Here is a 21,937-nt window from a genome sequence, read left to right on the forward strand (position 1 = left end):
TAGCAATAAAACTTACCCTTTCACCTTGACGGCTGAAAGATAAAGATAATAGTTAATACAGGGATACCACTCCCAAATACAGGGGTATCAGATCCCATAAAAAACACAGCAATACTTCCGGTTTGGCTCTTTATGGAGTCGCTTTAATGATAATAAAGAAATGCAATGGCTTGCGGGGATACTTCCTCCCGGCATGCGTATCCGTATGGGTATCGTGCGTCTGCGGGGCGAATGCCTGGCAACAGGAATATATCGCTATCGATACAAAAAGTAATACACCCGAACGCTATACGTGGGATAGCGATCACCAACCGCGCTATGAGGACATTCTGGCTGAGCGCATCAATTCATCGACCGGCGACGCTTCCGGATTCGCCCTCAACCAGGCGGTAGCGCCGCCGGATACCGGCCACGGTATGAGCGTGGGCTGGAACTTTACCTTAGCCAACGGCGTGACTTCAGGGCCAGTGGCAAGTTTACGCAGCGATCTGCTGCTTCCGCCTCCCGTTCGCCGCGCGACGGAAAGTAGCTACGTGAATACGCTCGGCTGGCGCGTGGATTACCAGCAGCTGTGGGGCATTCACCCCTGGGCGCAGGTGAGCTACAACCAGGCGCTTTCTTCAGAGCTGCCCTGGCCAACCCGTACCCAGGACGGCGGCTGGCGGGATGTGACCTTCGGAGCGGATATGTCGCTCAATTCACACCTTGCGGCCTGGGCGGCGCTCTCGCAGGCGGATAACCTGCCAACCGGGGCAAACTATCAGTACCTGATGGGGGTCAGCGCCAATTTTTAAGCCGTTTCTCCGACCGGCTTGCGGCCATCTGCGCGCACGCTGCTGGCCTAAGATCGTCGGGCGGGGCGTTCAGCCTCGCTGTGGGTATTTTGCTTCTGTAATGTGAATTATGTCGCCCATATGTAGCATGCTTAATACGACTATTTAACTTCACGATCACAGAACTGGCGCGTCTTCGTGAGATAGCAGGTACTAACTTATTTCCTGCTATCGAGCGCGCGCCCGTTTCTCAATGTCATTCATTCCGGCATTCATGCATTTCATTCCCTGCTGACGGCATTTCATGCCTTTTCTCCCCTGGGCTTCAGGGGACTTCGCTATTGTGGCGGCAGTTAATACTTCAGGACATCCGCTATGAACGCTACCAATACTCAATATACCCGCTGGCTCACGCTGTTCGGCACGATCGTGACACAATTCGCGCTGGGATCGATTTATACATGGAGTTTGTTCAATAGTTCTCTTTCCGCAAAGCTGGATGAGCCGGTAAGCCAGGTGGCTTTCTCCTTCGGCCTGCTGAGTCTTGGTCTGGCGTTATCCTCCTCCGTCGCCGGTAAATTGCAGGAACGCTTTGGCGTAAAACGCGTGACGATGGCATCCGGCGTACTGCTCGGGCTCGGCTTTTTCCTCACCGCCCACGCCAATAGCCTGATGATGCTGTGGCTGAGCGCCGGTCTGCTGGTCGGTCTGGCTGACGGCGCGGGCTATCTGCTGACGCTGTCCAACTGCGTGAAGTGGTTCCCTGAGCGTAAAGGGCTGATTTCCGCCTTCTCCATTGGCTCCTATGGCCTCGGCAGCCTCGGGTTTAAATTTATTGATAGCCATCTGCTGGCGACCGTTGGTCTGGAGAAAACCTTTATTATCTGGGGCGCGATTGTGCTGGTGATGATTGTTTTTGGCGCAACGCTGATGAAAGATGCGCCGAACCATGCCGCCAGCACCAGTAATGGGGTGGTGGAGAATGACTTCACGCTGGCGCAGTCGATGCGTAAACCGCAGTACTGGATGCTCGCGGTGATGTTCCTGACCGCCTGCATGAGCGGCCTGTACGTTATCGGCGTGGCGAAGGATATTGCGCAAGGGATGGTGCACCTGGACGTGGCGACGGCGGCAAATGCGGTAACCATTATTTCTATCGCCAACCTGAGCGGACGCCTGGTGCTGGGTATCCTGTCGGATAAAATTTCCCGTATCCGCGTGATTACTATTGGTCAGGTCGTTTCGCTGGTCGGTATGGCGGCACTGCTGTTTGCCCCGCTCAATGCCACGACTTTCTTTGCCGCGATTGCCTGCGTCGCCTTTAACTTCGGCGGTACGATCACCGTGTTTCCGTCCCTGATCAGTGAATTCTTCGGCCTGAACAACCTGGCGAAAAACTACGGGGTGATTTATCTGGGCTTCGGTATCGGCAGCATCTGCGGGTCGCTGATTGCCTCACTGTTCGGGGGGTTCTACGTCACCTTCTGCGTTATCTTCGCGCTGCTGATTCTTTCTCTGGCGCTTTCCACGACCATTCGCCAGCCAAAAAGCGAAGTTTATAGCGCGGCACACGCCTGACCGCGCGACAGACCATCAATTCACTAAGCGAATAATGCCAATCCGACCAGATATTTTGTAAATATTTGGTCGGATCACATTCCCTCCTGATACTTTTCCCTTCCTCTGTGGTCTACTTACCGCGCTTTGTAGAGGTTTCTCATAACCAACCTTGACGCACTCTATTAACCTGCTTGCTTATATCGCGTAAGTGAGGGGGCTTTATCTCATCTTTTTCCAGGTTTTCTTGCATGAAATATATTAGAACGATGACGCAGCAGACGCTCAGTATATGGCTGGCGCTGTACATCGGCTGGTTTATGAACGTTGCCGTTTTTATCCGTCGCTTCGACGGTTATGCTCAGGAATTTACCTTCTGGAAAGGACTTTCCGGGCTTGTGGAACTGGTTGCAACCGTGCTGGTGACCTTCTTCCTGCTGCGGATTCTGTCGCTGACGGGACGGCGGTTATGGCGAATATTAGCCACTCTGGTGGTGCTGTTCTCCGCGGCTGCCAGCTACTACATGACTTTCCTCAACGTGGTCATTGGCTACGGTATTATCGCCTCGGTGATGACCACCGATATCGATCTTTCCCAGGAAGTCATCGGCTGGCATTTGATTCTTTGGCTGGTGCTGGTTAGCGCGCCGCCGCTGCTGTTTATCTGGAATAACCGCTGCCGCGATACCCTGCTGCGGCAGATCCGCACGCCGGGTCAGCGGGTGAAGAATATTGCTATTGTCCTGCTGGCGGGGCTGATGGTCTGGGGACCCATTCGTCTGCTGGAGGTCCGCCAGAAGAACGTGGAGCGGAATTCGGAAGTGGATATGCCGAGCTACGGCGGGGTGATTGCTAACTCCTACCTGCCCTCGAACTGGCTCTCCGCGCTGGGGCTGTACGCCTGGGCGCAGGTCGATGAATCTTCCGATAACGGCTCCCTGATCAACCCGGTGAAGAAATTCACCTACGTTGCGCCGCAGGGGCTGGATGACACCTACGTGGTGTTTATCATCGGCGAGACGACCCGTTGGGATCACATGGGGATTCTGGGATATAGCCGCAACACCACGCCGAAGCTGGCCGAGGAGAAAAATCTCGTGGCCTTCCGCGGCTACTCCTGCGATACCGCGACCAAGCTATCCCTGCGCTGCATGTTCGTCCGCGAGGGCGGGGCGGAAGATAACCCCCAGCGAACGCTGAAAGAGCAAAACGTGTTTTCCGTTCTGCACCAGCTGGGCTTTACCGGCGATCTCTACGCCATGCAGAGCGAAATGTGGTTCTACAGCAATACGATGGCGAACACGATTGCCTATCGCGAGCAGATTGGCGCCGAGCCGCGTAACCGCGGTAAGAGCGTCGATGACATGCTGCTTATCGATGAGGTGAAGCGCTCGATGCTGAAGAATACCCGCGGCAAGCACCTGATTATCCTGCATACCAAGGGGTCACACTTCAACTATACGCAGCGCTACCCGCGCAGCTTCGCCCAGTGGAAGCCGGAATGCGTGGGCGTGGACAGCAAATGTTCGAAGGCAGAGCTGATTAACTCCTACGACAACAGCGTGACCTATGTCGATCACTTTATTGTTAGCGTGCTGGATCAGCTGCGGGATAAGAAAGCGATTGTCTTCTATGCCTCCGATCATGGTGAGTCGATCAACGAGCACGAACACCTGCACGGGACGCCGCGCAAGATGGCGCCGCCGGAGCAGTTCCGCGTGCCGATGATGGTGTGGATGTCGGATAAGTATCTGGAAGCGCCTGACCACGCAGCCTCCTTTGCCCGACTCAAGCAGCAGGCGGCGATGAAGGTCCCGCGTCGTCACGTTGAGCTGTACGATACCATTATGGGCTGTCTCGGCTATACCTCGCCGGACGGCGGGATTAACGAGAACAACAACTGGTGCCGCGTTCCCGATGCGGGCAAAGCGGCGAAGGAATAACGAGAGTGATGAGTTTCTCGCCGCTTGAGTGATTTTTTCATAATAAGGCATTGACGGGTGTGGGTCTCAGCAGTAAGATGCGCCCGCATTCGGTGATTGGCGCAGCCTGGTAGCGCACTTCGTTCGGGACGAAGGGGTCGGAGGTTCGAATCCTCTATCACCGACCAAATTTAAAAGCCCGCTCTCTGAGCGGGCTTTTTTACGTCTGCGGCCGACGAGGATGAGAACCTCCGGGGGCAGAGGTTCGACCCGAGCGCAGCGAGAGAACGTTGCTTCAGCAACGGCCCGCAGGGCGAGCCACGCAGTGGCGAAGTCATCCTCTATCACCGACCAAATTTAAAAGCCCGCTCTCTGAGCGGGCTTTTTTACGCCTGCGGCCGACGAGGGTGAGAACCTCCGGGGGCAGAGGTTCGACCCGAGCGCAGCGAGAGAACGTTGCTTCAGCAACGGCCCGCAGGGCGAGCCACGCAGTGGCGAAGTCATCCTCTAGGTAGCCCGGCCGAGCGCAACGATGCCGGGGACGTTACTGAGGCCGCGGCGGGTGCGTTATCCCAGCCGACTCGTTAAAAAGGCGCTGATCCCCATTTCTACCCGCCTGTTTATCGTTTTGTGACATCTTCCATTGTATTTTTTTATATATGAACCGATCTTTTTTCGCGAAGCTTATGGATAACTGCAGCATTTTCCGCTGTGCGTTTTAACGTTCGCGCTATTAATCGCTCACATATTGGTCACATAGTAATAAATTTTGGCCATTTGCCAGAATTGCTTATCACTACATGTTGAAAGGTATTAAGGCGTTTATGCTGGCTCATGGCCGGTAGCATAAATTTCTCTGCTGAAAATAGCCTCATGGAGTTTTTTTAATCTTTGCCTGCTGATTCTCACCCCGGATGTAAAACCAGGTTGGCTGTATTGACGTTTCCCCATTCTGTTGACAGATTGTAGGGCATGAGGGGCATTTCATGGAGAATCCGCACTGCAACTCAGTCGTTTTTGTGAAAGGAATCCCCATCTCTCTCAGCGCCCTCGGGCACAACCGACCAGACCGGGTAAAAAATAAATAAAGGTCTGGCGGAAATATGCAAACAACATCACATCTGGAGCAGAATAATGAGTATTTCCTTGAAAAAGTCAGGGATGCTGAAGCTTGGCCTGAGCCTGGTCGCTCTGACCGTTGCCGCAAGCGTACAAGCTAAGACCCTGGTTTACTGTTCTGAAGGTTCGCCGGAAGGCTTTAACCCACAGCTATTCACCTCTGGTACCACCTATGACGCCAGCTCAGTGCCAATCTATAACCGCCTGGTTGAATTCAAAACCGGGACCACGGAAGTTATTCCTGGCCTGGCTGAAAAATGGGACGTGAGCGAGGACGGTAAAACCTATACCTTCCACCTGCGTAAGGGCGTGAAGTGGCAGGACAATAAAGACTTTAAACCGACCCGTGACTTCAATGCCGACGACGTGGTGTTCTCGTTCGATCGTCAGAAAAACGCGCAAAACCCGTACCATAAAGTGTCTGGCGGCAGCTATGAATACTTCGAAGGTATGGGCCTGCCGGACCTGATTAGCGAAGTGAAGAAAGTGGACGACAATACCGTCCAGTTCGTGCTGACCCGTCCTGAATCTCCGTTCCTCGCCGACCTGGCGATGGACTTCGCCTCTATTCTGTCAAAAGAGTATGCTGACAACATGCTGAAAGCCGGCTCGCCGGAAAAAGTGGACCTGAACCCGATCGGTACCGGCCCGTTCCAGCTGCTGCAGTACCAGAAAGATTCGCGCATCCTCTACAAAGCGTTCCCGGGCTACTGGGGCACCAAGCCGAAGATCGACCGTCTGGTCTTCTCTATCACGCCTGATGCTTCCGTGCGCTACGCGAAACTGCAGAAAAATGAGTGCCAGATCATGCCGTACCCGAATCCGGCAGACATCGCGCGCATGAAAGAAGATAAAAGCATTACCCTGCTGGAGCAGCCGGGCCTGAACGTCGGCTACCTCTCGTTCAACACCGAGAAGAAACCGCTGGATAATGTGAAAGTTCGCCAGGCGCTGACCTATGCGGTCAACAAAGAAGCGATCATTAAAGCCGTTTACCAGGGCGCAGGCCAGTCGGCGAAAAACCTGATTCCGCCGACCATGTGGGGCTATAACGACGACGTTAAAGACTACAGCTACGATCCGGAAAAAGCGAAAGCGCTGCTGAAAGAAGCCGGCATGGAAAAAGGTTTCTCTATCGATCTGTGGGCAATGCCGGTACAGCGTCCGTACAACCCGAACGCGCGCCGTATGGCCGAGATGATTCAGGCTGACTGGGCTAAAGTTGGCGTCCAGGCCAAGATCGTGACCTATGAGTGGGGCGAATACCTCAAGCGCGCGAAAGCGGGCGAGCATCAGACCGTTATGATGGGCTGGACCGGTGATAACGGGGACCCGGATAACTTCTTCGCCACCCTGTTCAGCTGCGCAGCGGCGAAAGATGGCTCCAACTACTCCCGCTGGTGCTACAAGCCGTTTGAAGATCTGATTCAGCCGGCTCGCGCAACCGACGACCATAACAAGCGTATTGAACTGTACAAACAGGCCCAGGTGGTGATGCACGATCAGGCTCCGGCGCTGATTATTGCCCACTCCACCGTGTTTGAGCCGGTGCGTAAAGAAGTCAAAGGCTATGTGGTCGATCCGTTAGGTAAACACCACTTCGAAAACGTCTCAATCGAATAAAAACAGTGTGGTCCCCCTCTCCCTTCACCGGGAGAGGGAATTGACATTTGTGAGCAATGCAGACGCCCTGTCACCAGGCAGAACGTCACTATAGAGAATCCGGGTTATGTTGCAGTTCATCCTCCGACGTTTGGGACTTGTCATCCCGACATTTATCGGTATTACCCTTCTCACCTTTGCCTTTGTGCATATGATCCCCGGTGACCCGGTGATGATTATGGCGGGCGAACGTGGTATTTCCCCTGAACGTCACGCTCAGCTGCTGGCCGAAATGGGCCTCGATAAGCCGATGTGGCAGCAGTATGTCCACTACATCTGGGGCGTGCTGCACGGCGATTTAGGCATCTCGCTGAAAAGCCGTATTCCGGTATGGGAAGAATTTGTACCGCGCTTTAAGGCCACGATGGAGCTGGGCGTCTGCGCGATGATTTTCGCCGTCGTCGTCGGTATTCCGGTTGGCGTACTGGCTGCGGTAAAGCGCGGTTCTATCTTCGATCACACCTCCGTAGGCCTCGCGCTGACCGGCTACTCCATGCCTATCTTCTGGTGGGGCATGATGCTGATTATGCTGGTCTCGGTGCAGCTTAACCTGACGCCGGTCTCCGGGCGTATCAGCGATACCGTATTCCTTGACGATACCCTGCCGCTGACCGGCTTTATGCTGATCGACACCGCTATCTGGGGCGAGCCGGGCGACTTTATCGACGCCGTGATGCATATGATCCTGCCCGCCGTGGTGCTGGGCACCATTCCGCTGGCGGTGATAGTGCGTATGACCCGTTCGTCGATGCTGGAAGTGCTGGGCGAGGACTATATCCGCACCGCACGCGCCAAAGGGTTGACCCGGATGCGCGTCATTGTGGTCCACGCCCTGCGTAACGCGATGCTGCCGGTCGTCACGGTCATCGGTCTGCAGGTGGGCACGCTGCTGGCGGGCGCTATTCTGACCGAAACCATCTTCTCCTGGCCCGGCCTGGGGCGCTGGCTTATCGACGCGCTGCAGCGCCGCGATTATCCGGTAGTGCAGGGCGGCGTTCTGCTGGTAGCGACGATGATTATCCTCGTCAACCTGCTGGTCGATCTGCTGTACGGCGTGGTGAACCCGCGTATTCGGCATAGGAAGTAAGGGGCCATCATGTCACAAGTTACTGAAAATAAAGTTGTCGCCGCACCGGTGCCAATGACCCCGCTGCAGGAGTTCTGGCACTATTTCAAACGCAATAAGGGCGCGGTTGTTGGTCTGGTGTACGTGGCGATCATGATTATCATCGCCGTATTCGCCAACTTCCTGGCGCCGTATAACCCGGCGGATCAGTTCCGCGACGTGCTGCTGGCGCCGCCGGCCTGGCAGGAAGGCGGGAGCTTCGCGCATCTGCTGGGTACCGATGACGTAGGCCGCGATATCCTGTCGCGCCTGATGTACGGCGCGCGCCTGTCGCTGCTGGTCGGCTGCCTGGTGGTGGTGCTGTCGCTGATCCTCGGCGTGGTGCTTGGCCTGGTTGCGGGCTATTTTGGCGGGGTTGCGGATTCTGTCATCATGCGCATCGTCGACATCATGCTGGCGCTGCCTAGCCTGCTGCTGGCTCTGGTGCTGGTGGCGATCTTCGGCCCGTCGATCGTTAACGCTTCGCTGGCGCTCACCTTTGTCGCCCTGCCGCACTACGTGCGCCTGACCCGCGCGGCGGTGATGGTTGAGGTGAACCGCGACTACGTCACCGCTTCGCGCGTGGCGGGGGCCGGAGCGCTGCGTCAGATGTTCGTCAATATTCTGCCTAACTGCCTTGCGCCGCTGATTGTCCAGGCCTCGCTGGGCTTCTCTAACGCCATTCTCGATATGGCTGCTCTTGGCTTCCTTGGCATGGGTGCGCAGCCGCCGACACCGGAGTGGGGCACCATGCTCTCCGATGTGCTGCAGTTCGCGCAAAGCGCCTGGTGGGTCGTCACCTTCCCGGGTGTCGCGATCCTGCTGACGGTGCTGGCATTTAACCTGATGGGCGACGGTCTGCGTGACGCGCTCGATCCCAAACTGAAGCAGTAAGAGGTTCGAGATGGCGTTATTGAATGTTGATAAATTATCGGTGCACTTCGGCGACGAAGGGACGCCGTTCCGCGCCGTAGATCGCGTGAGCTACAGCGTGAATCAGGGCGAAGTTGTGGGCATTGTCGGTGAATCCGGCTCTGGTAAATCGGTTAGCTCGCTGGCGATTATGGGGCTGATTGATTACCCCGGCCGCGTCATGGCGGACAAGCTGGAGTTTAACGGCCGCGATCTGAAGCGTATTTCAGAAAAAGAGCGCCGCCAGCTGGTGGGCGCCGAAGTGGCGATGATCTTCCAGGACCCGATGACCAGCCTCAACCCGTGCTATACCGTGGGCTATCAGATTATGGAAGCCATCAAGGTGCATCAGGGCGGCAATAAAAAAACGCGCGTTCAGCGGGCGATTGACCTGCTGACGCTGGTGGGCATTCCCGACCCGGCATCGCGGCTTGACGTCTATCCGCACCAGCTCTCCGGCGGGATGAGCCAGCGCGTAATGATTGCGATGGCGATTGCCTGTCGGCCGAAGCTGCTGATTGCCGATGAGCCAACCACCGCGCTGGATGTCACCATCCAGGCGCAGATCATCGAGCTGCTGCTGGATCTGCAGCAGAAAGAGAATATGGCGCTGGTCCTGATTACTCACGATCTGGCGCTGGTGGCCGAAGCGGCGCACAAAATTATTGTGATGTACGCCGGTCAGGTTGTGGAGGCCGGCGACGCGAAGGATATCTTCCGCGCGCCGCGCCATCCGTATACTCAGGCGCTGCTGCGCGCGCTGCCGGAGTTTGCGCAGGATAAAGCGCGGCTGGCGTCGCTGCCGGGCGTGGTTCCCGGTAAATACGACCGCCCGAACGGCTGCCTGCTTAACCCGCGCTGCCCGTATGCGACAGACCGCTGCCGCAGCGAAGAGCCAGAACTGAACGTTGTGGACCACGGACGTCAGTCCAAATGCCACTTCCCACTCGATGATGCCGGGAGGCCAACCCTATGAGCACTGAACAGGCCACCGCGCAACAGCTCCTGTTGCAGGCCATCGATCTGAAAAAATACTACCCGGTGAAGAAGGGGCTATTTTCCCCTGAAAGGCTGGTAAAGGCGCTGGACGGCGTCTCTTTTACCCTCGAACGCGGCAAAACGCTGGCGGTGGTAGGGGAGTCCGGCTGCGGTAAGTCAACCCTCGGCCGCCTGCTGACGATGATTGAAATCCCAACCGGCGGCGAGCTGTACTACCAGGGACAGGATCTGCTGAAGCACGATCCGCAGGCGCAGAGCCTGCGTCGGCAGAAAATCCAGATTGTGTTCCAGAACCCGTATGGTTCGCTGAACCCGCGTAAAAAAGTGGGGCAGATTCTGGAAGAGCCGCTGCAGATCAACACGTCGCTGAGCAAAGCGCAGCGTCGCGAGAAAGCGCTGGCGATGATGGCGAAGGTGGGGCTGAAAACCGAGCACTACGATCGCTATCCGCATATGTTCTCCGGCGGCCAGCGCCAGCGTATTGCCATCGCTCGTGGTTTGATGCTGGACCCGGACGTGGTGATTGCCGATGAGCCGGTCTCCGCCCTGGACGTGTCGGTGCGCGCGCAGGTGCTGAACCTGATGATGGACCTGCAGCAGGATATGGGGCTGTCGTATGTGTTTATCTCCCACGACCTGTCGGTTGTTGAGCACATCGCCGATGAAGTGATGGTGATGTATCTCGGGCGCTGCGTAGAGAAAGGCTCGAAAGAGCAGATCTTCAGCAACCCGCAGCATCCGTACACCCAGGCGCTGCTGTCGGCAACCCCGCGTCTGAATCCGGACGATCGCCGGGAGCGCATTAAGCTGACCGGCGAGCTGCCAAGCCCGCTGAATCCGCCGCCGGGCTGTGCGTTTAACGCCCGCTGCCGCCGTCGCTTCGGACCGTGCACCCAGCTGCAGCCGCAGCTGAAGGAGTACGGTGGTCAGCTGGTGGCCTGCTTTGCCGTTGACCAGGACGAAAATCAGGAAAAACGCCCCGCCTGATAATCCCGCTGCTGCCGAAGGGCGAATGCTTTTCGGTCGCAGCGTATTTACCTGCTTCCCCTTTTCCCCCGCCGAAAAATGCGCCTTCTGTTTTTTTAATAAATCAGTAATTCGGTCTATATATACAAAGTTATAAAAAGGCTAAAATATATAATATAGATTATATTTAATGCCGGTTATGCTTATCAGGCATGAATTATTGGGATAAAAAACTGGTTATTTTTAGCGGTAGAGTGAATCTGAGATGTACATTAAGATACCTCCTAAAAAATGGAGCTATCATTTCAGATAAGAACTGATAGGGTAACCGCATAACTATCAGTGAATTAAAGCCACTCTGACCTATACCCAGATAAAAGCTATCGTATAGCCGATCGTCCTGATCAACTTAACTTTATGAAAAACAATAAAATACACTATGCTCTAGGTATAGGGTCTAAATAAAAACAGCTAAAATATAATGAATTTAAAATCATGGGGTTATCTATGAACCATTATGATGATTTGCAGCGCTTCAAGGAAAAGACTCGTACACAAAGTCTTCATTTCAAGGACCTTTCATCACAATCAGCCGCCCGGGAACAGGGAGATTGGGTCATTCTCAATCAGCTCGCTCCTGGGGAAAAAGAATCCTCGCTGGCAATGGGGGGGTCGGTATCGTTACCTCTGCCGCAGCAGGTCCCCGCGGATACGTTTCTGTGGGTTGAGGCTGCGCCAGTACAGGCCGCTCCTGAGCCATCTCCGCAGATCCTGACGCCAGAACCGGCCGCAGCGGCTCCTGTCGTCATGCCAGCTGCCGTCGCGCCGACACCGGTTGCCGAAGTCTCTGCCCCAGCGGAGCCGGTGCAGGCGATCCCCGCAGCCGCGCCGGTATCCGCCCCCGCGCCGGTGATGAGCCCGCCGCCACCCGCTGCGCCTCGTCCGCAGCCGGCACCGATGCCGGCTGCGGAAGGCTATGCGCACTTATTTGCGACGAAAGTCGCTGAACCTGCGGCTAAAGATAAAGATCAGCCGCTTAAATCTCTTTTAGAAAGGATTGCGACATGCCGTTGATCTGCGTGTGTTCCCCAAAAGGCGGCGTAGGAAAAACGACCCTCGCAGCAAATCTGGCCTACTCGCTGGCGCGAGCGGGTAGCAAAGTTCTGGCATTAGATTTTGACGTCCAGAACGCGCTGCGCCTGCATTTTGGCGTCCCGCTTAGCGATGAGCGCGGGTACGTGGCGAAGTCACTGGAGCTGCACGACTGGAGCCAGTGCGTGCTAAGCGCGGGCAGCAATATCTTCGTGCTGCCCTATGGCGACGTGACCGAAGAGCAGCATCAGGCGTTTGACGTACGGCTCGCCAGCGATCCGCATTTCCTGACTCGCGGGCTGTCGGCGCTGCTCAATTACCCGGGACTGATTATTATCGCTGACCTTCCTCCTGGCCCCTCTCCGGCGCTGACGGCGTTAACGCCGCTGGCGGACCTGCATCTGGTGCCGCTGCTGGCGGATACCGCCTCGATGTCAACGCTATCGCATGTGGAAAAACAGCGGCTAACCGGCGGTGCGCTCAATCATAAGCTTGGACATTTTTTCGTGATAAATCAGAGCGATAATCGCCGTCAGGTGAGCCGCGACGTGGTTGCGTTAATGGAAGATAAGCTGAGCGACCGCCTGCTGGGCATTATCCACCGGGATGAGAGCGTCGTAGAGGCAAATGCTTCCCAAAAGTCGATTCTCGACTTTAGTTCTTCCTCTTCAGCCGCCTTTGATATTGAAATCATTGCAAAAAAAATCTCTGCGCTGTTGGGTATCAATATTGGCGACGGCACGGTGCACAGCCAGCCTCGTATGTCAGGGCTTTAACTTATTGCAGGGCTGCTGAATGAAAAAGTCACTTTTCTGGTTGCTGGTACTGCTGCTGTCTCCGGTTGCCGTGTTGGTCGTTATCACGCCGATGGACAGCCAAAAGCAGTATATTTTTGGTCTGCTGAGTATCGGCATTCTGTTCTTAATGGGGTTTAGCAAGAATCGCAGCGTTTCCGTCATTATGGTCGTAACTTCGCTGCTGATGTCGACCCGTTACATGTATTTCCGCCTGACGCAGACCCTGCATTTTAACTCCGGAATAGAAACGATTCTGGGGATGGGGCTATTTTTGGCGGAAGTCTATATCTGGGTGATGCTGCTGCTGAACTATCTGCAAACGGTCTGGCCGCTGAAGCGCGAAATTGTCCCGCTACCGGATGATATGAGCACCTGGCCGACGGTCGATATTTATATCCCCAGCTATAACGAACCGCTCGAAGTGGTCCGCGATACGGTGCTGGCCGCCCAGTGTATTGATTATCCAGCGGATAAGATGAAAATTTATCTGCTGGACGACGGTAAGCGCAGCGAGTTTGCGGTCTTTGCCGCCGATGTTGGGGTGGGATATATCACCCGTAACGACAACAAGCATGCCAAAGCGGGCAACCTGAACCACGCGATGACCCTGACCCAGGGGGAGCTTATTTGCGTGTTTGACTGCGACCACGTCGCAACCCGCGTCTTCCTGCAGGCCACGGTGGGCGGCTTCCTCAAGGACCCGATGCTGGCGCTGGTGCAGACGCCGCACTACTTCTACTCGCCGGACCCGTTTGAACGCAACCTCTCCGTCGGGCGCAATATCCCCAATGAAGGGATGCTGTTTTATGGCCCAATCCAGCAGGGTAACGACAACTGGAACGCGACCTTCTTCTGCGGCTCCTGCGCCGTTATTCGCCGTAAAGCGCTGGAGCAGATTGGCGGTTTTGCGGTAGAAACCGTCACCGAAGATGCGCACACCGCGCTCAAGTTTCAGCGCCTGGGCTGGAAATCGGCGTTCCTCGATATCCCGCTGGCGGCAGGCTTAGCCACCGAACGTTTAGTGGTGCACGTCATTCAGCGAACCCGCTGGGCGCGCGGTATGACGCAAATCTTCCGCCTCGATAACCCGCTATTTGGCCGCGGGCTGACCATCCAGCAGCGTCTGTGCTATCTCAGCGCCATGCTTTACTACCAGTTTGCGCTGCCGCGCGTGGTTTTTGTTACCGCGCCGCTGGCCTACCTGCTGTTTAACCTGAATATTATCTACTCCTCGGCGAGCCTGATCGTCTCGTATGCTCTGCCGCACCTGTTCCTGGCCATCTACGTTGGCTCCAGGATGAACGGCCGCTATCGCTACAGCTTCTGGGGCGAAATTTACGACATCGTCCTGGCATTCCACCTGGTACTGCCGACGCTGGTGACGATGATTTTCCCCAAACGCGGCAAATTCAACGTGACCGATAAAGGCGGCCTGCTGGACGTAGGCTACTTCGACTTTACCGTTGTCAGACCGCATCTGGTGGTGGCCTGCCTGCTGGGCGTCGGCGTCGTGGTTGGTCTCGTGCGCGCCATCGGCCATGACTATTTCGGCTCCGATCCCAACGTTATCGCGCTGAACGTCGGGTGGGGGATTTACAGCCTGATCTTCCTCCTGGCGGCGATTGCGGTGGCGCGGGAAACCCGCCAGGTGCGTAAAACGATTCGTATTGACGTGGATATCCCGGTGCTCATCCACTATGCGAGCGGCATTGTCTCCCGCAGCCATACCGCCGACCTGTCGATGGGCGGCTGCCGTATCGCCGTGCCTGACGATCGCCACCTGCAGGATAAAATTGAAGAGATTGAGCTGATTCTGCAGTCCGGGGCGATCTGTATCCCCGCCGAGCAGGTCACCGCGGATGCGCGCTTTATTCGCCTCAAGTTTGATGAAAATATCCCGCTCTCCCTGCGCCGCGAGCTGGTGCGCGTGGTGCTGGCCCGCGCCGACGCGTGGATTAATCCGGCGCGTCCGCAGGATAAGCCGTTCCGCTCTTTCGCCACCATTCTGCGCTGCGTATTTGAGCTGTTCTGGCTGACGTGGAAAACGCGACGCGACCGGCGTCGGCAACGTCCTGCTGCGCAGACCGCGCAGGAGGATGGCCACCTATGAAGCGATTAACGACTTTTGCGCTGCTGGCGGGGATCCTCTCCGCCCCCGCGCTGCATGGCGAAGAGACGCCGGCCGACCGCTCGGCGCAGCTGAACTTCCCGCTGCCGGACGCGGCTACCGATAGCGCGCCGGATGAAGGCGCCGCGCCTGCTCCGACGGCGGCGGAAGCCGAATCGACAGAGGCGCCGGCTTCTCTGCCCGCGATGCCGCCGGTGAGCAACCCTGCTCCTGACGTCGTGCCGCTAACGCCGATCGTCGGCGGCAGCCTGAATCTGGCGCAAATGGGGATGCCGGACGGCATTATGCTGAGCGGCGGCCAGCTGCAGGGCGGCGCGAGCTTTACGCTGCCTTCCGATCAGGTGGTCACCCACGCTGAGCTGATGCTGGACGTCCGGGTTTCGCCGGAGATGGCGGCCCGCAACGCCACCCTGCAGCTGATGCTCAACGGCCAGCCGCTGGGCACGGTACCGCTGGGTACGGACGGCGCCGATATTTCGCACTTCCAGCTCGATATCCCGGCGGCGCTGATGGTTTCGAGCAATAATTTAAGCTTTAAGGTGAACGACGGCGACGCCATGCAGTGTCAGCTCAATACGCGCGACACCTCCGGCATCACCGTGTTGCCCGCCTCGCGCTTTAGCTGGGAAAGCCAGCCGCTGAATATCAGCAACGACCTGAGCTACTTCCCGCGGCCGTTCTTCGACAGCATGCAGATGACCCCGGCGGATATCGCCATCGCCTACCCGCAGAAATCGGGCGCGGATATCTTCAGTACGGCGGCGCTGGTGTCGTCATGGCTGGGCATCCAGGCGGATTATCGCGGGATTGCTTTTAATGCCCTGCGCGACCGTTTGCCGGAGCGACACGGCATTATCATCGGCCACCCGGGCGACCAGGTGGGCGGCTTGACCCTGCCGCAAACCGACAAGCCGCTGCTGCAGGTTGTTGATAATCCTGGCAACCCGACCTATAAGCTGCTGCTGATCGTCGGCCAGAACGATGCGGCGCTGCGCGCGGCGGCCTGGCGGCTGACCCGCGGCGATATTGCGCCGCAGACCGCGAGCATGACGGTGGACCCGCAGGCCATTCCGCTGGGTAAACCGTACGACGCTCCGCGCTGGATCCCCACCGATCGGCCGGTAAAAATCAGCGAGCTGCTGCGTAAAGATCAAAGCCCGACGGTGAGCGGCGTGTGGCACGAACCGCTGCGCGTTGCTTTCCGCGCGGCGCCGGATCTCTATCTGTGGGATGGCGAAACCATTCCCCTGCAAATTAGCTACCGCTTCCCGTCAGAAAGCTGGATCAACGAAGATAAGTCGCTGCTTAGCGTTACGCTGAACAACACCTTCCTGCACAATCTGCCGATGAACAAACAGGGGCCGCTGGAGAAGCTTTGGCGTCACCTGGGCGGCGATGCTCGCCAGGAGCGCTTTACCATCCCGCTGGCGCCTTACCTGATCTACGGGGATAACCAGCTTTCGCTCTACTTCAACGTTGTTCCGAAGGATAGCGCTCCCTGCTCGGTGCTGTTGAATAACAACATCAAGAGCCGCATTACCGATGACTCATGGATCGATTTGAGCAACACGCGGCACTTCTCGCTGCTGCCGAACCTCTCCTATTTCGTCGGCGCTTCGTTCCCGTTCTCGCGGCTGGCGGACTACTCGCAAACCGTGCTGCTGTTGCCGGAGCAGCCTTCGGAAACGCAGGTGGCTACCCTGTTGAACCTGGCCGCGCGTTCGGGTAATGCAACCGGCACGGCGCTGGCCAACAACCGGGTGGTGCTGGGGATCCCTGAAGGCGGCGCGGGCCTGCAGTATCTGCGGGATCGCGACGTGCTGGCGGTCAGCGCCCTTGATCAGAAAACGTTTAACCAGAGCCTGCTGGCGAATTCTCCCTACAGTCCGGTGGATAACCAGCTCAGCGTTCGTGAATCAGGAAGCTGGGCGAAGGTGCAGCGCTGGCTGACCGGCGACTGGACCTCCGCGAGCGTCGATGCCGACCGCTACTTCTCTTCCAGCAGCGCCTGGCGCGGCTTTATCAGCTACCGTTCGCCGTGGAATTCACAGCGTACGGTGGTGGTGGCGATGGCCAGCAATGACGATCAGCTCGCGAGGCTGAAAAGCGACCTCGACTCGCCGCGGATCAACGCCGGCATCCGGGGCGATACGGCGGTGATCACCAGCGATAACGGCGTACGCAGCTTCCAGGTTAGCACGCCGTTCCCAAGCGGCCAGATGCCCTGGTACATGATGGCTATCTGGTACGCCAACCAGCACTCCGGCCTGCTGGCGATCCTTGGGCTGATCGCGACATCGATAGTCGGTCTGGCGTTAACCGCCATGTTTAAACGGCATGCTCGCAAGCGTTTGAGTTCGGGGGATGGCCAATGAAAAGAGCGATCAAAATGAATAGCAGGGCAACCCACAGATTATCAACCTTCTGCCTGTCTGGCGCGCTGACGCTGGGCGCATTCGGCGATGCCCTGGCCGCGAGCAACGATGCCGCGCTGCAGGCGCTTTTTGCCCAGGCCAACTACTGGCATGAAAAATCCCACGACGAGCTGGCGATGGAGTCGCTGCAAAAGGTGCTGCTGGTTGATGCCAACAACACCCAGGCGCTGTACCTGATGGCGCTCTGGGCACAGCAGGGCGGCGATCTTCAGGCGGCGGCGCAGTGGCGGGCACGGCTGGCGAAAACCTCGCCGAACAGCGCCAGCCTGCAGGAGCTCGATAATGCCAGGAAAATGACCCAGGTGCCGCAGGGGCAGCTGAGCCTCGCGAGGCAGCAGGCGCGTAGCGGCAACGTGCCCGCCGCGCTCGCCACCTGGCGCAGCATGTTTAACGGCAATACCCCGCCGGCGGGGCTGGCGGCCGAATACTACATGACGATGGCCAGCGATAAATCGCTCTATCCGCAGGCGCTCAGCGAACTGCGGCAGTACGTGGCGCAGCATCCGCAGGAGAACGCGCCGCGGGTGGCGCTGGGGAAAGCGCTGACCTGGCGCGAAGATACCCGTCGGGAAGGGATCGCGATGCTGGAGCCGATGGCCAGCGGCAGTAAAGATGCCGATAGCGGACTGCGCCAGGCGCTGCTGTGGCTGGGGCCGCAGTCCGGAGACCAGCAGTTTTACGACACCTGGATGCAGCGCCACCCGCAGGACACCGAGGTGCAGAACTATTATCGCCAGCGGCTAAGCGGCCAGGCGCGCGGGGAGGGGTACGCCAACCTCAACAGCGGCAACACCGCCGCCGCGAAGCAGCAGTTTGAACAGGTGCTGCAAACCAACCCGCAGGACGCGGATGCGCTGGCCGGCATGGGCTATATCGCCCAGCGTAACGGTGATTTTCAGGCGGCATCACAGTATTTGACCCGGGCGGCGGATCTCGGCGGCGATGATTCCGCCGCCCGGCGCCAGCAGGCTGCCGATGCGCTGTTCTACGGCCAGTTGGCCCAGGCGCAGCAGGCCTATAAGCAGGGCAATATCAGCCAGGCGCTGGCGCTTTCCGCCCCGCTGGCCCAGCAGAGCGGGGCGCGGGGCACCTCGGCAAAACTGTTCCGTGCCGACGTTCTGCGACATAACAAAGACCTGCCGCAGGCCGAGCAGACGCTGCGTTCGCTGCTCAACGAGCAGCCGCAAAACGGCCCGGCGCGGGAGAGCCTCTATTACGTGCTGCGCGAGCAGAATAAAACGGCGGAGGCGCAGGCGATGCTGCGCACGCTGCCGGAAAACCTACAGCAAAAACTGCAGCCGCGGGTCGTGACCGGCATGCCGGGCGACTCGCTGCGCCGGCAGGCGCAGGAGCAGGCCAGCAGCGGTAACGTTAGCGGCGCCATCGCGCTGCTGCGCCAGGGCGTATCCCGCTACCCGGATGATGCCTGGATGCGGCTTGATTTAGCCCGGCTGCTGCAAAAATCGGGCAACGAGAGCGAAGCCGCCTCGACGATGGCGGCGGCCTGGCGTCCCGGCGCCAGCAGCAGCTCGCTGTACGCCGCGGCGCTTTATGCCAGCGAAAACGGCGGCTGGCAGCAGGCGCAAACGCTGCTGGGGCGTATTCCCGCCGCCAGCCAGACCAGCCAGATGCGCGATCTCCATCAGCGGGTAAACTACAACCTGCAGCTGGTGACGGCACAAAACTATCTGGCGCAGGGCAATACGGTTGCCGCCTCCAACACCCTGCGGGCGATGGCCGCCACGCCGCCGAAATCGCCGGCGGACGTCGGCAAGCTGGCGCGACTGCTGGCGCAGAGCGGCGATGTCACGACCGCCGTCTCGCTGGTACGCAACAATATCAGCGGCGGGATCTCGGGCAATGCCGGCGATTATGCCGATCAGGTGACGGTGCTTAACCAGGCGGGCCTGACCCGTGAAGCGCAGAACCTGCTGACCAACCCGCAGCTGCAGGCCAGCAGTACGCCGACGCAGCTGGCGAGCATTCGCAACGGCTATGTGATCAACGAAGCGGATCATCTGCGCGAGCAGGGAAACTACGCCGCGGCGTATGACAAGCTGATGGGCGCGATGCAAAGCGACCCGCAAAATACCGACCTGATGTTCGCGATGGCGCGTCTCTACCAGAGCGGCAAAATGAACAAAGAAGCCGGGGTGGTTTACGACTATCTGATGACCCGCGATACGCCGGATCAGGCGGCGCGCAGCGGGGCGATTGATGTTGCGCTTTCGTCCGGCGACAGCGACCGCGCGGAGCAGCTCGCCGGCGGGCTGCGTCAGGACAATTCGGCGGACCGCCTGCTGCTGCTGGCGCGGGTGGAAGAGGCGCAGGGACATCATCAGCAGGCGATGACCTATCTGCGCAGCGCGCGCGGCAAGCTGCTGGGCTTACAGAGCAGCAACAGCGCGCAAACGCCGACCGTTGGCGGCGTGCTGGCGGCGGATAACCCCTTCGTGGGCGTCTCCCGTACCCCGACGGCGACGCGGACGGCCTCGACCTACGGGCAGTATATGCCGTGGCAGGTCTCGCAGGTGTCGGCAGGCGCCGGGACCTCGCTGCCGGGGATCCAGCGTCCCGATCTGCCGGTAGAAACCGCGCAGACCCGCATGCTGCGTCAGGTGGATACCATGATGGAGTCGCTGCAGGAAAAGACCGGCAGCTGGCTGCAGGGCGGGATGGAGGTGCGCGGACGTGATGGCGAATCCGGTACCAGCAAGCTGACGGAAATGAAAACGCCGCTGACCTGGTCCTCGTCGCCGTTTGGCGATTCGCGCTTTGATTTCACGGTGACGCCGATCACGCTGAATGCCGGCACCGCCACCGGCGATGCGTGGCGGCGCTACGGCGCGAACCCGCTCTCTAACGCGGTCTCTAATATGATCAGTACCGCGACCAGCGAGCAGGCGGCGATTGCGGCGATGACGGCTACCGAGCAGACGACGTACTTTGCCAGCAATCCTGGGGCAGAGGCGCTGAGCTCGCTGGGGACGCTGAACGCCTCAGACTTTAACGCCACGACCAGCAGCGGCATGGAGAACCTGGCGAAGCTGGGAACCTATGATTCCGGACAGGTTGCCAGCTATCTGGCCTCATCCAACCTGAAGCCGAACGTCGACCAGGCCAGCGGCTCGACGGACGCGCAGAAGGCCAACGGCGTTGAGCTGGCGCTGGCGCTGAGCGGGGATAATTACCGCGTGGACATCGGCAGCACCCCGCTGGGCCAGGATCTGAATACCGTCGTCGGGGGCGTGAAGTGGTCGCCGAAGCTGACTAACTATCTGTCGCTGATTTTCACCGGCGAACGCCGCTCGCTGACCGACAGCCTGCTCTCCTACGTCGGCCTTAAAGACTCCTACTCGGGTAAAAGCTGGGGCCAGGTGACGAAAAACGGCGGAACCCTGCAGCTGAGCTACGATGACGGCGACGCCGGTTTCTACGTCGGCGGCGGGGGCTACAGCTATATTGGCGACAACGTTGCCAGCAACACCAGCGTTAACGCCAACGCCGGGGTCTATCTGCGGCCTTACCGCGACGAGTACCGTCAGCTGCAGACCGGCCTGAGCATGAGCTACATGGACTACTCGAAAAACCTGAGCTACTTCACCTATGGTCAGGGGGGATATTTCAGCCCGCAAAACTACGTGAGCGTCTCGCTGCCGGTCAACCTGACGGAGAAATACGATAACTGGACGATGAAGCTGGGCGGCTCGGTGGGCTATCAATCCTATAGCCAGGATAAGAGCGCCTACTTCCCGACCAACTCCGGGTGGCAGCAGACCCTGGAAACCGCCGTAGCGAACGGGTTTGCCAAAGAAGCTTACTATTCGGCAACCTCGAAGAGCGGCATCGGCTACACCCTGCGTGCCGGCGCGGATTACAAGGTAAACAAACAGATGACACTTGGCGGCCAGGTAGGCTATGACACCTTCGGCGATTATAACGAAAGCACCGCCGGTCTTTATATCCGCTATATGTTAGGAGATAACTGATCATGACGGAAAATAATAACGCGGAGGTGCTGACCTGGTTTCAGCAGCAGCAGACGCCCGCCGGATGGTTCGATCTGCTGATCATTATGGTGGATGGCATGGTCAACAACGCGGGCGAGCTGGAGAGCCAGCCCTTTCTGCGCCAGATGGGCGAGGCGCTGGCGGACAGCTATCCTCTGCCGGATTCGGAGACGGTCGGTCAGCTGGAGGCCAATATCAACCAGCTGCTGAGCCGCTTTCAGTGGGGAGTGGTCACCGTCGATGTCGGCGACGATGGGCTGCGGCTCCGCCATCGGGCGCTGCCGATCAGCCGCGATGAAGCGCGTCGCGTGCGCTGGTGTAATGCATTCTGTGCCATACTCGAAGGGCTTTATTCCCGCTGGCTGAGGGGACAGGGCGGCGGTGCGCACGTTGTTTTACAGCGTGAGCGGCTGTTTTCTGTGTCTGACGTTCAGTTTCTCTACTTTCATCCATAACGAGT

General features: G+C 58.3%; 13 protein-coding genes, 1 tRNA gene, 2 other RNA genes and 1 pseudogene. All 17 read left to right on the top strand.

The genetic code is table 11. From position 1 onward, the window contains the following. The first annotated feature begins 146 nt into the window (after positions 1–146). The 17 genes and pseudogenes from NWP14_RS16550 to bcsD all read left to right on the top strand — a co-directional run bounded on the left by NWP14_RS16550 (position 147) and on the right by bcsD (position 21,932). On the top strand, positions 147–794 hold the full coding sequence (locus tag NWP14_RS16550) for an autotransporter outer membrane beta-barrel domain-containing protein (RefSeq protein WP_331835095.1): 648 nt from the start codon (positions 147–149) through the stop codon (positions 792–794). Positions 795–1,148: 354 nt separating this feature from the next. Then, positions 1,149–2,351 carry an MFS transporter gene (locus tag NWP14_RS16555; protein ID WP_375215681.1) on the top strand — a complete coding sequence of 401 codons (1,203 nt, stop codon included), beginning with the start codon at positions 1,149–1,151 and terminating at the stop codon, positions 2,349–2,351. 230 nt (positions 2,352–2,581) lie between these two features. Further along, entirely contained in the window at positions 2,582–4,273 is a 1,692-nt protein-coding gene (gene eptB, locus NWP14_RS16560) for a kdo(2)-lipid A phosphoethanolamine 7''-transferase (protein ID WP_331835097.1), read from the top strand. Between the two features lie 90 nt (positions 4,274–4,363). Beyond that, positions 4,364–4,440 (top strand) — tRNA-Pro (locus NWP14_RS16565). A 33-nt stretch (positions 4,441–4,473) separates the two neighbouring features. Further along, a non-coding RNA gene (locus NWP14_RS16570) (RtT sRNA) lies at positions 4,474–4,606 on the top strand. A 49-nt stretch (positions 4,607–4,655) separates the two neighbouring features. Further along, a non-coding RNA gene (locus NWP14_RS16575) (RtT sRNA) lies at positions 4,656–4,760 on the top strand. A gap of 626 nt (positions 4,761–5,386) precedes the next feature. Further along, the gene (gene dppA / locus NWP14_RS16580; RefSeq protein ID WP_095102790.1) at positions 5,387–6,994 is read left to right on the top strand and encodes a dipeptide ABC transporter periplasmic-binding protein DppA; all 1,608 of its coding nucleotides are present in this window, start codon (positions 5,387–5,389) and stop codon (positions 6,992–6,994) included. A 106-nt stretch (positions 6,995–7,100) separates the two neighbouring features. Continuing rightward, complete coding sequence (gene dppB, locus NWP14_RS16585; protein WP_041143140.1) at positions 7,101–8,120, top strand: dipeptide ABC transporter permease DppB; 1,020 nt, start codon at positions 7,101–7,103, stop codon at positions 8,118–8,120. Between the two features lie 9 nt (positions 8,121–8,129). Then, positions 8,130–9,032, top strand: coding sequence for a dipeptide ABC transporter permease DppC (gene dppC / locus NWP14_RS16590; protein WP_095102792.1), 903 nt, complete (start codon positions 8,130–8,132; stop codon positions 9,030–9,032). Between the two features lie 10 nt (positions 9,033–9,042). Then, positions 9,043–10,026 (top strand): dipeptide ABC transporter ATP-binding protein, encoded by a 984-nt coding sequence (gene dppD, locus NWP14_RS16595; protein ID WP_095102794.1) that lies wholly within the window; start codon positions 9,043–9,045, stop codon positions 10,024–10,026. Further along, complete coding sequence (gene dppF / locus NWP14_RS16600; RefSeq protein ID WP_095102796.1) at positions 10,023–11,036, top strand: dipeptide ABC transporter ATP-binding subunit DppF; 1,014 nt, start codon at positions 10,023–10,025, stop codon at positions 11,034–11,036. The genes dppD and dppF overlap by 4 nt, the downstream gene beginning before the upstream one ends. Positions 11,037–11,522: 486 nt before the next feature. Further along, on the top strand, positions 11,523–12,089 hold the full coding sequence (locus NWP14_RS16605) for a cellulose biosynthesis protein BcsO (protein ID WP_088912222.1): 567 nt from the start codon (positions 11,523–11,525) through the stop codon (positions 12,087–12,089). A 1-nt stretch (position 12,090) separates the two neighbouring features. Then, a pseudogene (locus NWP14_RS16610) lies at positions 12,091–12,883 on the top strand (cellulose synthase operon protein YhjQ/BcsQ). Between the two features lie 19 nt (positions 12,884–12,902). Continuing rightward, entirely contained in the window at positions 12,903–15,014 is a 2,112-nt protein-coding gene (bcsA, locus tag NWP14_RS16615; protein ID WP_088912215.1) for a UDP-forming cellulose synthase catalytic subunit, read from the top strand. Beyond that, the gene (gene bcsB / locus NWP14_RS16620; protein WP_375215682.1) at positions 15,011–17,407 is read left to right on the top strand and encodes a cellulose biosynthesis cyclic di-GMP-binding regulatory protein BcsB; all 2,397 of its coding nucleotides are present in this window, start codon (positions 15,011–15,013) and stop codon (positions 17,405–17,407) included. Before bcsA ends, bcsB begins: the two co-directional genes overlap by 4 nt. After that, positions 17,404–21,456 (top strand): cellulose biosynthesis protein BcsC, encoded by a 4,053-nt coding sequence (locus NWP14_RS16625; RefSeq protein ID WP_095102802.1) that lies wholly within the window; start codon positions 17,404–17,406, stop codon positions 21,454–21,456. The genes bcsB and NWP14_RS16625 overlap by 4 nt, the downstream gene beginning before the upstream one ends. Beyond that, entirely contained in the window at positions 21,456–21,932 is a 477-nt protein-coding gene (gene bcsD / locus NWP14_RS16630; RefSeq protein WP_181964696.1) for a cellulose biosynthesis protein BcsD, read from the top strand. Before NWP14_RS16625 ends, bcsD begins: the two co-directional genes overlap by 1 nt. The last annotated feature ends 5 nt before the right edge of the window (positions 21,933–21,937 follow it).

Origin of the sequence: Klebsiella sp. C349492 (assembly GCF_042055345.1) — a bacterium.
Lineage (GTDB): Bacteria > Pseudomonadota > Gammaproteobacteria > Enterobacterales > Enterobacteriaceae > Klebsiella > Klebsiella scottii.